Annotated in this window: 10 protein-coding genes; 6 read left to right on the top strand and 4 right to left on the bottom strand. The window is 58.0% G+C overall.

What is annotated here, in order from left to right:
- Nucleotides 1–141: 141 nt before the first annotated feature.
- A complete protein-coding gene (locus HFP54_RS06130) occupies nt 142–1,473 on the top strand; it encodes a Gfo/Idh/MocA family protein (RefSeq protein ID WP_168564449.1) in 1,332 nt (443 codons plus the stop codon).
- Nucleotides 1,470–2,528: a Gfo/Idh/MocA family protein gene (locus tag HFP54_RS06125; RefSeq protein WP_146410525.1), complete on the top strand. Its 1,059-nt coding sequence runs from the start codon at nt 1,470–1,472 to the stop codon at nt 2,526–2,528. The genes HFP54_RS06130 and HFP54_RS06125 overlap by 4 nt, the downstream gene beginning before the upstream one ends.
- A gap of 20 nt (nt 2,529–2,548) precedes the next feature.
- Here the strand turns inward: HFP54_RS06125 and HFP54_RS06120 are convergent, their stop codons facing one another.
- Nucleotides 2,549–3,139: a MarR family winged helix-turn-helix transcriptional regulator gene (locus HFP54_RS06120; RefSeq protein ID WP_168564448.1), complete on the bottom strand. Its 591-nt coding sequence runs from the start codon at nt 3,137–3,139 to the stop codon at nt 2,549–2,551.
- A 350-nt stretch (nt 3,140–3,489) separates the two neighbouring features.
- Here HFP54_RS06120 and HFP54_RS06115 point away from each other — a divergent pair, with 350 nt between their 5' ends.
- The 4 genes from HFP54_RS06115 to HFP54_RS06100 all read left to right on the top strand — a co-directional run bounded on the left by HFP54_RS06115 (nt 3,490) and on the right by HFP54_RS06100 (nt 8,656).
- Nucleotides 3,490–4,410 carry a glycine/sarcosine N-methyltransferase gene (locus HFP54_RS06115; protein ID WP_168564447.1) on the top strand — a complete coding sequence of 307 codons (921 nt, stop codon included), beginning with the start codon at nt 3,490–3,492 and terminating at the stop codon, nt 4,408–4,410.
- The gene (locus HFP54_RS06110; protein ID WP_168564446.1) at nt 4,407–5,255 is read left to right on the top strand and encodes a methyltransferase domain-containing protein; all 849 of its coding nucleotides are present in this window, start codon (nt 4,407–4,409) and stop codon (nt 5,253–5,255) included. Before HFP54_RS06115 ends, HFP54_RS06110 begins: the two co-directional genes overlap by 4 nt.
- Before the next feature lie 11 nt (nt 5,256–5,266).
- Nucleotides 5,267–7,036 (top strand): BCCT family transporter, encoded by a 1,770-nt coding sequence (locus HFP54_RS06105; protein WP_168564445.1) that lies wholly within the window; start codon nt 5,267–5,269, stop codon nt 7,034–7,036.
- A 192-nt stretch (nt 7,037–7,228) separates the two neighbouring features.
- Nucleotides 7,229–8,656: a sulfatase family protein gene (locus tag HFP54_RS06100; RefSeq protein WP_168564719.1), complete on the top strand. Its 1,428-nt coding sequence runs from the start codon at nt 7,229–7,231 to the stop codon at nt 8,654–8,656.
- A gap of 4 nt (nt 8,657–8,660) precedes the next feature.
- Here HFP54_RS06100 and HFP54_RS06095 read toward each other — a convergent pair whose 3' ends face one another.
- From HFP54_RS06095 to HFP54_RS06085, 3 genes are all read right to left on the bottom strand, one after another.
- Nucleotides 8,661–9,302 (bottom strand): hypothetical protein, encoded by a 642-nt coding sequence (locus HFP54_RS06095; RefSeq protein WP_146410530.1) that lies wholly within the window; start codon nt 9,300–9,302, stop codon nt 8,661–8,663.
- A 140-nt stretch (nt 9,303–9,442) separates the two neighbouring features.
- Nucleotides 9,443–10,390, bottom strand: coding sequence for a diguanylate cyclase (locus HFP54_RS06090; RefSeq protein WP_168564444.1), 948 nt, complete (start codon nt 10,388–10,390; stop codon nt 9,443–9,445).
- Between the two features lie 195 nt (nt 10,391–10,585).
- Nucleotides 10,586–12,943 carry a TonB-dependent receptor gene (locus HFP54_RS06085; RefSeq protein WP_168564443.1) on the bottom strand — a complete coding sequence of 786 codons (2,358 nt, stop codon included), beginning with the start codon at nt 12,941–12,943 and terminating at the stop codon, nt 10,586–10,588.
- Nucleotides 12,944–13,129 lie beyond the last annotated feature (186 nt).

The following is a 13,129-nucleotide window of genomic DNA, read 5'->3' as shown; positions in this document are numbered from 1 at the left end:
TTAAGGTGATTGACCCAACGGACCGCTTCGTCGGCGTTACGATTTTGGAAAGGGCGTTGCCACGCATGCTTTGCGTGGGCGTAACGTTGACGATCAATCGAAAAAACTCAGGATCCCTTGGTGACGATGATGAAAGGCCGAATGTCGACGCGTCGTGTATTCCTTGCTCGATCGATTGCCGCGGTCGGCGCGACGACCGTCGCGTACCCACGCGGTCAGGTGTTGGGGGCACAAGAAAAGAATGATCGTCCCCGTGTTGCGGTTGTCGGGGTGGGGTATCAGCCGGATGCCGGTAACGGCAAGCCACGCCGCGGACGTGGCATCGCAATCGCACTGCAAGCTCAAAAGCACGCGGATTTGGTGGCCGTTTGTGACGTCGACGGAGTGGCACGTGATGCCGTCACCGGTTGGGTTGGAAAACAGCATCCCGAGACTATCGCCGACTATCGACGCATCATCGACCGTGATGACATCGACGCCGTATTGATCGGAACGCCCGACCATTGGCATGTCAAAATTGCGGTCGAAGCATTGCGAAGTGGCAAAGACGTCTATTGCGAAAAACCCGTGACGGTGACGATTGATGAAGGCAAGTTGCTGCGAAAGGTCATTGGCGAAACGGGGCGAGTGTTCCAAGTCGGCACCCAACAACGCAGCGAATACGAATCAAGGTTCCTGACCGCCATCGCAATGGTTCGCGACGGACGGATTGGGAAAGTGCGACGTGTCCGATGTGGGATCGGTTCGGGACGTCGCGGCGGTCCTTTTGCCACAGAACCGGTGCCCCCAAAGTTGGACTGGAATGCATGGCAGGGGCCCGCGCCGGTGGCCCAATACATCCAACAGCGATGTCACCGAACGTTTCGGTTTTGGTACGAATACGCCGGTGGTCAAATCACCGACTGGGGGGCGCATCACGTGGACATCGCCCAGTGGGCAATCGGTCATGAAAGCGGCGGACCGGTATCGATCCGCGGAACGGCCGACTGGAATCAGACGCTGGATTCGCGTGGCATGCCCCGTCGCGACGACACCTATAGTACGCCGGTGGATTTTTCGGTGACCGCGGAATTCAATGGCGGTGTCGAAATGGTGATCGATAGTTCGCGAAACGGCATCACGTTCGAAGGACAGTCCGGGCGGTTCTTTGTGAACCGTGGCACACTGGAGGGGATTCCGGTGGATCAGTTGGCCGACAAACCCATCGCCGAATCGTCGTTGCGGTCCTTATACGGTGGAAGCTTGCCGACGACACACATGGCCAACTTCTTTGATTGCATGCGGACACGCCGGCAACCGATCAGCGATTTTTCATCGCACCATCGAACGCTGACGACCTGTCATTTGGCCAACTTGACACTTCGTTTGGACCGTCCGCTTCGTTGGGATGCGGAATCCGAGCGGGTGATCGACGACGACATTGCAAACCAATTGATGACCCGAGAGTATCGACAAGGATTTGAAATCGAATGAGCGCAGAGAACCAAGACGCACCCGTGAAATTCGGATTGGTCGGCTTTGGGGCGTGGGGCCAACACCATGCCGACGCCATCACGAAATGTGGTCAAGCATCGTTGACCGCCATCGCCACACACAGCGAAGCATCGGCAAAGGCGGCACAGGCGGCTTACCCCGATGCTTGGGTCACGACCGATTTTCGCGAATTGGCATCTCGAGATGATTTGGATGTCGTCGACGTGGTGGTTCCCAGCGACTTGCATTTGGACGTGGCGACGGCGGTTCTGGAATCAAACAAGCACCTGTTGTTAGAAAAGCCGATGGGGCTGGATGTGTCACAGTGCACGTCGATGATCGAATTGGCCGAAAGCCGAGATCGCTTGCTTTGCGTCGGGCATGAATTACGTCTGTCATCGATGTGGGGCAAAGTCAAATCGATGATCGACGAAGGCTTTATCGGTGATCCGCGTTACTGTTTGGTGGAACTGTCACGCAATCCGTATCGGCAAGGCAGTGGCGGTTGGCGGTATGACATCAATCGAGTCGGCAACTGGATTTTGGAAGAACCCATCCACTTTTTCGATTTGGCACGTTGGTATCTGCAATCTGCCGGCGATCCGCAGACGATCTACGCGAACGCCAGTTCACGACAAGTGGATCATCCCGAACTGCAGGACAATTTCAGCGCGATCATGCGGTTTGACGGCGGCCCGTATGCCGTGATCAGTCAAACGTTGGCCGCTTTTGAACATCACCAAACTGTCAAAGTTACCGGGACCAAGGGAGCGCTGTGGGCGTCATGGAGCGGCGCGATGGACCGCACCCGTCACCCGACCTTTCAGTTGCGAGCCTTTGACGGCAACGAGGTGGTCACGGTCCCGATCGACAAGCCGACCGGCGAACTGTTCGAATTGGAAGACCAGATCGAACGGGTGTGCCAGGCCATCGTGCATGACACGCCGCTGCATTGCACCGGAATGGATGGACGCTGGTCGGTTGCCATGTGTCAGGCGGCGGCCGAGTCGGTTGAAACCGGAGCACCGGCGAAGGTTCAAACGCGTTGCGAGTGACAACGATGGACGGTCCGTCGTCAGGATGACGGTTCCGCGCGGTCACGCTGCGCGGTCCGTTCGACTTCACCACTGCGTGTCGCCCGCGAAGCGTCGACCGTGATGTCACCCGGCGTCAGGTGCGGAGCCGCGTCAATGGCGTCGGCGTTCATCAGGCTGGCGATGCGTTGCAGTGTCGCCAGCATCTGTGTTTGTTCCCAAGGTTCCAGTCCCGACAGTGCTTCGCGGAAACGATCCTGCAGTAACGATGGCGAAGCCGCCAACAGTTCCTGGCCCGTGGTGGTGGGGGTGATCAATACCGATCGTCGATCGGATTGACTGGGCTGACGAGCAACCAGTTGCCGTTTTTCCAAACGCTGGACGATCCCCGTCACGGTGGCCTGGCTCAGGTGGACCTGTTTCGCCACCGCGCTGGGCGATATCGGCGCGTGCCCGGTGATCACTTGCAATACGGCCAGTTGCGGTCCGGTCAGTCCGTGTCCGCCGACAAGGTGCCGTGAATGCAGGTCGACGGCACGGATGATCTTTCGAATCGAAGCGACGATCTGATTTTCCAGGCTCAGCGGATCCGCGGGCGCTGGACGATGGGGGGGACCGTCGTCGCCGGCCATCGGAGCGGTCGTGGAGGGCGGGGATGATTGCGGCGATGAAGACAAGGCACGTGCTACGGGGCTCGGTGGGCTGATCGATTGGCGACGCCATGGCCAAATGGAATTGTAAATCGCAAAACCCCCGAAGCGATGGGACAACGGGCCGTTGGGACCGATCTGAACGACAAATATCGCCGGTCAACCGAAAGGGCGTTGTACCTTTCGAGCCGTATCCTTTAGGCTGCTGTTGCTTTGAGTCGAAAGTTTTGAGATCAAAATACTTTGCGGTGGCGATTGGGCCCGCTTGGGTTTCCAAGACATCCGAGCCGCTGCCCGGCCGTTTGCCTGTTCACAGCTGAGGGAGAGTGCCTGTGCCGTCTGATACCGAAAATTCCTTGTTGGATTACCATCCCCAACAATACGGTGACGATCCGACCTCCATTCGCGACACCAACAAGTACACCGACGAATACGTCCGGGGGTTTGTCGAGAAGTGGGATGAGCTGATCGACTGGGATCAGCGGATGGAATCAGAGGGCAATTTTTTCATCGAGGAACTGCGTAAACGCGGCGTCCGGAAGGTCCTGGATGTGGCCACCGGCACCGGTTTTCACTCGGTTCGGCTGATCGAAGCCGGTTTTGAGGTCGTCAGTGCCGACGGCAGCCCCTACATGCTGGCCAAGGCGTTCGAAAACGGCCGCCGGCGGGGCCACGTCTTGCGAACCATCCAGGCTGATTGGCGATGGTTGAACCGTGACGTGACCGGCCGATTTGATGCCGTGATCTGTTTGGGCAATTCGTTCACGCACCTGTTTTCGGATCGCGACCGTCGCAAGGCGTTGGCGGAATTTTACTCGGCCCTGAAGCACGACGGCGTGCTGGTGATCGACCAGCGGAACTATGACTCCATCCTGGATCATGGTTTCGATTCAAAGCATCAGTACTACTACTGTGGCGACCAAGTTTCGGCCCGACCCGAACACATGGACGATGGTTTGGCCCGTTTTTGCTACCAGTTCCCTGACGGATCGACGTACCACCTGAATATGTTCCCCCTGCGAAAGCAGTACACGATCGACCTGATGCGGCAGGTCGGGTTCCAGCGTGTGGACACCTACGGGGATTTCCAGGAAACGTATCACGAAGCGGATCCTGATTTCTTCGTTCACGTGGCCGAAAAGTGTTACCACAGTTTGTTGCCCAAGGATCAGAGGGCGCCGGCCGACGCGGGGCACGTCGATTACGACGACGAAGACGTCACCGACGCCGGTGGTGAAGGAGATCGACGATGAGCGGTACCACCTACGGCCAGGCGACCGAAACGGCACGCCAGTATTACAACAGTGAAGACGCGGACGCGTTTTACGCACAGGTCTGGGGTGGCGAAGACATCCACGTCGGCTTGTACAAAAGCGAAGACGACCCGATCCGCACTGCCAGTCGACGGACGGTGGAAGCGATGGCGGATCGCATTGGTCCGCTGGACGAATCGTCGGTCATTTTGGATATCGGTTGCGGCTATGGCGGCGCTGCACGTTACTTGACTAAGCGATTCGGCTGTCGAGTGAACGGGCTGAATTTGAGCGAAGCCGAAAATCGCCGGCACCGTGAAATGAACGCCGAGGCGGGGTTGCAGGATCGCATCGAAGTCATCGACGGAAGCTTTGAAGCGATCCCGCTGGACGATGCCAGTGTGGACGTCGTCTGGTCGCAAGACGCCATCTTGCACAGCGGTGATCGCGTCAAGGTATTGCAGGAAGTCGATCGAGTGCTCCGGTGCAACGGCCGGTTTGTGATGACCGATCCGATGCAATCCGATGACTGTCCCGAAGGCGTGTTGGATCCGATTTTGTCGCGGATTCATTTGATGGATCTCGGGTCGCCCGGTTTTTACCAGCGGACCGCCGAACGCCTGGGCTGGAAGGACCTGGGATTTCAGCCCATGACCGAGCAGTTGGCGCGTCACTACGCACGGGTGCTTGCCACCACGGAGGCGGAAGCAGAACGATTGAAGGAGTCCATTTCGCCTGACTATCTGACGCGAATGAAAGCGGGGCTGCGGCACTGGATTGACGGCGGCAAAGCGGGCCATTTGGCATGGGGCATCTTTCTGTTTCAAAAACCTGCCTCATCCTGAAGCACCGCCCCGTGAATCCCATTGGCGATGACGACCAAACGGTCGCCGGATCGAACGACTCGGCGACCGATCTTGCGATAAACACCCCGACCAAGTCTTGGAAACAACTGTTTCGCGTGCATCCGGTTGTATTTCCGGTGGCGGCAACGGTGATCCTGGGGATGGTGTTGTCGGCGGTCGCTATGCCTGAACTATGGTCGGTCGACCGATTGACCCGGGTACGGGATTCCATCGGCCAGCACTTCGGCTGGTTTTACGTCGGCATCATGAACGCGTCGCTGGCGTTGTCGTTGTTTTTGGCTTTCGGCCCCTACGGCAAGATTCGGTTGGGCCGTCCCGACGAGCAGCCGGAATTCGGATTGGCAGCTTGGTTTTCGATGCTATTCAGCGCCGGGATGGGCATCGGGCTGCTTTTCTACAGCGTCGCTGAGCCGATTTCGCACTATCTGCAGACTCCCCCCGGCTTTCCCGCCGACGCTTCGGCATCGCGAGTTGCGATGGCGACGACGATCTTTCATTGGGGGATTCATCCGTGGGCGTTGTACTGCGCCGTCGGATTGTCGTTGGCCTATTACTCCTTTCGGCATCAGCAACCGCTCAGTTTCCGATCACTGCTTTCGCCGATTTTTGGTAAGCGGGTGGACGGATTGCTGGGCGACGCGGTTGATGTCGCCACGATCGTCGCCACGATGATCGGCGTGGCCACGTCGTTGGGTGTCGGGGCACGTCAGGTCAACGCCGGTTTGGCTTTCCTTTTCAATTGGAACAACAGTCCGCTTGTGCAGACAGTTTTGATCGCGGCGATCACCTTGGTCGCCACCGTGTCGGTGTGCTTGGGGTTGAATACCGGTATCCGGCGATTGAGCGAAGGGAACATGTCGCTTGCGTTCGTGCTGTTGCTGGCCGTTATTGCTGGAGTCGGTGTATCCAGTTACCTGGCTGGTTTCTTGGATAGCATCGGTGCTTATCTGCAAATGTTGCCGACCCATGCGTTTCGAACGGGCGTGCTGGATAACGATGGCGTTCAGTGGTTGAACGATTGGACCGTGTTTTACTGGGCTTGGTGGATCGCATGGTCGCCGTTTGTTGGCATGTTCATCGCACGGGTTTCTCGCGGTCGAACGATTCGCGAATTTGTCATCGGGACGCTGCTGGTTCCCACGTTGGTCGGCATCGCTTGGCTGACGGCGTTCGGCAATGCGGCGTTGCAACAGCATGCCGAAGTCCAGAAAGAGCGTGTCGCCGCCCAGCAGAGCGACGACATCCCGCTTCCGTCCACGCCGACCTATGAAGTCGCCGTGCTGGACGAGGAAGGTCAGCCTGAGTTGGGCGAAGACGGCAGGTTTGTCGCACAGACGAAGCCGTTGACGGCGGTGGAGTATCTGAATTCGACGATCGTCACGGCGGATCATACCGGGCAAATCGCTACGCTACCCACGGTGTTGTTCGTGATGCTGGACGGAATGTTTTCGTCGGCTTGGATCACCACATTGACGGTGGGGATCGCGACCATTTGCATCGTCTTGTTTTTTGTCACGTCGTCGGATTCGGCGTCGATGGTGATCGACATCATCGCGTCGGGGGGCGACTTGGATCCGCCCATCGGGACCCGCTTGTTCTGGGCGATCTCCGAAGGCTTGGTGGCGGCGTCGCTGTTGGCCGTCGGTGGCTTGAAGGCGTTCCAGGCCGTTTCGATCGCGGCCGCCTTGCCCATGGCGGTCATCATCTTGCTGGCGGGATTCGGATTGTTGATTTCGTTGCGGCGTGATTCGACCGGCTAGCTCGTCTTGCCGTTTCGTCCGCGCGTGTGATGCCGGGTAACGTGATGACGGCAACGGGCGCCTACGGTGCCGATGTGCCCGGCAGGGATTAAAGTACGGGAAAGTTCGTCGACGAATCTTCGATCGTCACCGACCCATCCACTCCATTCCCACCGAGATCCCGCCATGAATTTTGTCCGATTCACCAAATCGATGACCGCGTTTGGGGCGGTGTTGGCATTTACAACGGCGGTCAGCCGCCCCGCCGTTGCGGCCGACGACGCCCCGCAATCGGAACGGCCCAACATCGTTTTCATCTTCGCCGACGACCAGTGTTTTCAGACGATCGGCAGCTGGAACAACGCCGAAGTCCAAACACCCAACTTGGATTCGCTGGCACGTCGCGGGACGACGTTCACCCACGCCTACAACATGGGGTCGTGGAGCGGTGCGGTGTGTGTGGCCAGCCGAACCATGCTTAACAGCGGCCGATTTGTTTGGAACGCCAACGAGATTTGGAACCGAAGCGAACAGGAACGTCAGGAAGGGCGTTGGTGGAGCGAGTATCTGAAGTCGGCCGGATACCGCACTTACATGACCGGCAAATGGCACTGTAAGGCGAATGCGGAAAAGGCCTTCGATGTGGCCAAGGACATTCGCCCGGGCATGCCCAAGGATACCCCGCAGGGATACAACCGACCTTTGGGACCGGACGATCACAACTGGTCACCATCGGATCCAAAGTTCGGTGGCTTCTGGGAAGGCGGGATCCACTGGAGCGAAGTCGTCGCCAATCACAGCGAGGACTACTTGACCGAGGCTGCCGGGCGTGATGAACCGTTCTTTATGTATCTGGCATTCAACGCACCGCACGACCCACGCCAGTCGCCTCAAGAGTACGTCGACCGGTACCCGGCAGATCAAATTCAGGTGCCCGAGAACTTCTTGCCCGTTTATCCGTATGCCGAGCAGATCGGTTGCGGCCCGAAACTGCGTGACGCTCGACTCGCGCCGTTTCCCCGGACGCCCTATTCGATTCAAGTCAATCGCCAAGAGTATTACGCGATCATCACGCACATGGACGCGATGATCGGACGGATCTTGAAAGCGATCGATGACAGCGGCAAAGCCGATAATACGTGGATCTTCTTCACCGCCGATCACGGGTTAGCATGTGGCCAGCACGGATTGATCGGCAAGCAAAATCTGTACGATCACAGCGTCCGCGTGCCGTTCTTTGTGGTCGGTCCGGATGTCGAAGGCGGCCGAAAAGTCGATCAACCGATCTATTTGCAAGACGTCATGCCGACCACGTTGGAATTGGCCGGAGTGGAGAAGCCCGAGCACGTGGAATTCCAAAGCCTGTTGCCAATACTGGACGGGCAGCCCAGCCGGTACGAAACCGTCTACGGTGCCTATCTGGATCTGCAACGCAGCATCCGAACCGACCAGTACAAGTTGATCGTTTATCCCAAGGCCGGCGTGGTTCGGTTGTATGACATCCAGGCCGACCCGAAAGAGATGCATGACTTGGCGGGTGATGCCGATTCACGACCGATCGTCGAAGATTTGTTCGCTGAACTACAACGACAGCAAGCGGCGATGAATGATCCGCTGGACCTGTCGGATTTTCAGTTCTGATTCGCTAGGGATCGACGACGATGCTGCGGGGTAACGACAGCTGCGTTCGCCCCTGGCGGGCCCAAAGGAGCGCCGTGATCAAGATCGCGGCGATGCCCAGGGGAATGAACGCGGCCCCGATGATGATCGCCGTCACATCCACGGGCTGGACGTTGCGGCGGATTTCCAGGTTGGTTTGCTGCAGGCGATAGCCGTCGGGCAACGTCACCGTTTGCCGGTACTGGTACTGGTCGGACACATCAATGTGAAACGTTTCCAGGTTGAAGCCTTGGTGGACGTCGCCGGCACGCACGAAACGGTCGTCGTCGTGATCGAAACCTCGGCCGACGGCGATGTTCTTGTCCCAGATCATTTCGTCTTGACGACGTAGCGTCGCATGAATGGTGATCGATTCCATTTCACGCTGTTGTGACGGAGCCCAGTAGTCAATACGCCCGCCGATCCGGATGGGATTCATCTGCGGATCAAGGTCGACGGTGATCGTTTCGTCGTTACCGACGGATTGATTGATGATCGTGTGCCCCGACCGATACGATCGATAGATCGGCAAGACGATGCCAAACAACGTCCCACCTAAAATCATCAAAACCCCCAGCAAAATGATGATGGTGTACAGTCGCTTGGGGGTGGCGTTTTTGGCGTCCATGGTTGGGGCACCCGTTGAGACATTGGTGGAATGGCTGTGATGGGACAAGCAGGCTCGGCGGCCAATTCTATCGCCCAAGAATCATGCCTGGGGGATTCAAGTACGGGCGTCGCTTCTCATGTGTGCAATGACGGTGCCCACTAGCCGATGACACGGTTTCGGCCACCACGTTTGGCATCGTATAGACGCATGTCGGCGATCTGTAGAAGTTCATTGGGCGATGACTTTTCTTCACCGCAGTAGATCGCGATTCCAAAGCTGGCGGAGATAGACAGAGTACCCGCCGCGGTTTCGAGCGGCGTGTCGGCGATGCAGCGACGACAGCGTTCGGTGATCTGCAGCGCTTCTTCACGGCTGGTGGACGCCATTAACAACGAGAATTCTTCGCCGCCGTAGCGTGCCAGTACGTCGTCTTCGCGGCACTCGATCGAAAGCCGGCGTCCAAATTCGCGAAGCACCTCATCGCCGACCAAGTGCCCATGCGTATCGTTCACGCTTTTGAAGTGATCGATGTCCATCATGGCAAGCGCGATGGGACGGTGATCACGCCGTGAACGGGCGATTTCACGTCGCAGTGAATCCAACAGCACCCGTTTATTCAGTGTTCCCGTCAGCGCGTCACGAGTGAGCGATTGATAGACGGTTTCGTGATACTGGCTTTCAACACTGCCGGCCGAAAGGTATTTGAAGATAAAGCTTCCGATCGTGATCCGATCGCCGGATTGCAACCGGACATGGTCCACACGTACGCCATTGACCAGGGTTCCATTGGTGCTGCCGTGATCGGCGATCCAGTGGCCTTGGCCGTCCTGCGTGATTTCGGCATGGCGACGGGAAACGCTGGTGTCGTCCAACGCCAGGTCACAAACAATGTCGCGGCCGATTGACAGCCCTCCGGAATCAAGCGACAGCATGCCATCGATCACATCGGCGGGATAGATTTGCACCAAGCAAGATTCTTCGCCTACCGCATCGGCGGGGGTCACTTGGCCGGCGTGTTCGATGGTGGCTTCGGCGTCATGGTGCGCCAGAGCGGCCGATGGCGTGGCGGGGGATCCGATCGGGCCGGCGGTCGGTGTCACAGTCATGGGCGCGCAAGTGATGAGGGCAACGGCGAACGCATCAACGTCCAAGCGTTTGACGCGCAGTACTTGCCAGAAGCCTAGGTCACGCTTTGTGACACCCCGGATCGGTCGGTGCGGTCCGCGAATGCGTGACGCACGGTTGCATCGGTGTTGCGGAATGTCCGGACTGGGTGGGGAATCAAGATCCCGACGCTTCGCCTAGTAGTTGACCTGAGCCCCGGCGTAAAACCCGATGCCGGGGCGAAAGACGCCCAGCCCGGAACGATAGTCGATGTGTTCCCGATAAAATTTGTCGGACAGATTTTCGACACCCGCGGTCACCAGCCATTGATTGAACCTGGCATATGTTCGCAGGTTGTAGACGGTAAAGCCCGGTGTTTCGATTTCTTCCAAGCTGTCCGCGATGCGGTCCTGGTTGTCGACGATCCGTGTCAAGAATTCGATTCCCCAGCGACGCTCGGGCGATGGGTCTTGCAGCAAGATCCCCAGTCGGGCTTCCAGCGGCGCGATGCCAGGAAGCGGTTCTTCATCCTTGTCGACGTCACTGCGGAACGTCCCCGAATACTGTCGCGCGGGCTTATTTCGTGAATGATCGCGGCCTTCGACGAACGACAGGATGCCGAACAGGCTGACCATCCGATTGGCATCGTACTGACCATAGGTTTCGAAACCGGCCAGGGTTGCCAAATCGGTGTTGACCAAGGCTGCACCTTGCGGAAATCCATCGATGGCACCGGCGGGGGATACCAAGTCATAGGTGATGTAGTCGTGGATCCACGCATGGTGGCCAAACAAGCCCAAGCGAAACTGTTCGTCGGTGTAATGGGTTCCCAGGTCGATCTGATATAGCTTTTCGGAACTCAGTTGCGGATCGCCTTCCAAGAACGTCAGCCCGCGTTGAAGCGAACCGATGAAGGAGTTGTCAGCGTACATCTCAGTCAACGTCGGCGGGCGATGCGCGGTGCCCAGGCCCGCTTCGACCGCCCAGCCGTCGATCAATTCGTATTCAGCGGTCAGATAGGCGGAACCTAACAGGAACTGTTGTTCCAATTCGCTGTCCTTCAAATCCGACATCGGGGCGGGAACGCCGTCGACGATGTCGCGCGAATCGGTAAATACCGCGTCGATCCGCGCGCCGGCCGTCATGGTCAACTGGTGGCTGACCTTTTCGACGTCTTCGACATAAAAACCGATGTCGACCGAGTGGCTGCGTGGGATCGGAAAGTTGTTGTCGTCCGGCGGCGCCAGTGGTTCGATATCGTTCAGTTCCTGATTCAGCAGGATCATGTCGGTGCCGATCGCCCACTGGCCTTCTTGCCCGCACCAATTTTGCCATCCGAACGTGTTTTCCAATCGATAGCCACCTGACAGGGCATCACCGTCGGTCACGGCATAGCCGTCAAAGCCGGAAGGCGATTCCAAGTCGAATACCAAGGTCGGGATCTGGTCGTTTTTGCCTGGACGCAGGGTGTCGCCTTCGAATCGCGTTCGGTTGTACCAGACTTCCGCGGTAAAGCGTTCTCCGATGTAAGGATTGGTGTCGGTGTAGGTGATTTCGTAGCCGTCGGTGACCAGGAAGTTCAAATCGAACACCAGTCCTGGGAATTCGACATCGGTTTGGTCCAACCGCAGCAGGTTGAATTCAATGCTTTCGCTGTCGGACAGGTCGTATCCCATCGCCACAAACAAATCACGCGATTTATAGCTGGTGGGAATCGTGAATCCGGCCCCCGTTTCATAGTCGTTTCCGGTTTGGTGGCCATAGCTGATGTGATAGCCGTATCGATCGCTGCCGCCCCAGATCGATTGACGTCCGTACCACTGTTCGCCGTTGGTGTTGTACGTGGCACTGGTCATGCCATGCATTTCAGGCCCACCGTCGTAACGCGGCGTATGAATGAACTCCAAATCGACAAAGCGGAATCCGGGGCCATATCGCGCCGCGTAGGGGCCCTTGATCAGGATCGTGTCTTCGATCAGCCGGCTGTCGATCTTGTTCATCATCGTGTCCAAGTCCATCCGAGCCGGTGCCCAGTAAGACCCGGATGCTAAGACTTGCCCGACCCGTTGGCCCCGGACCCGCGTGTCGCTGACGATCGGTGTGCGGTGTTGGATGGAAACTCCATGAGCCGACTTGGATCGTTTCAGCAAGTCACCGATGTCGGCGGTTTTCCGACCGGTTGCTTCAGCGGCAAACACGGCATCGGCGGCCGGCGATTGGGCTTGGCTGCGACGGTCGGAAGGCAGTTCGTCGACCTGAGAGACTTCACCAAACAGCTTGGCGATTCGGGCATCGGCGGCCACCGCTTGGTCAGCCGCCTCGGTGCGTTTTTGTTCGTTGTTCCGTTGTTCTCGCCCCGCATCACCCGGCCGGATCGGCTGCGGAAGATCCAATGTGCCTGCGCCGGCATTCGGCGGTATCGCAAAGGCATCCGGTATTGGTGGCTGGGCTGATGCACCGAATCCATCAGGGCCGGCCCCAGCAATCCATCCGCCGATTGATGCCAGCACGATTGCCAGCAAACTCAGACGGATGTTTTTTCGGGGGAGGGCCATGAAGATTCCTTTCTTCGTCCGACAGCGGATTGCAGGCTTGGCCGGGATGATCCGTGTCGGCTGTTTTCACCTTGGCGACTGAAACGGACAGGGGCGGCTGCGGGAGGGTGGGACAGCCGTCGCGCCGTTGTCGCTACTTCCAGGTGTCGTCCAAATGATCGCCGGTGTTCAGCTCTGCCCGGCAAT

The sequence above is a fragment of the Crateriforma spongiae genome, assembly GCF_012290005.1.
In the GTDB taxonomy this organism is placed as follows: Bacteria; Planctomycetota; Planctomycetia; order Pirellulales; family Pirellulaceae; genus Crateriforma; species Crateriforma spongiae.
Note: the sequence above shows the minus strand (reverse complement) of the source record. Positions and strands in the feature narration are given on the sequence as shown.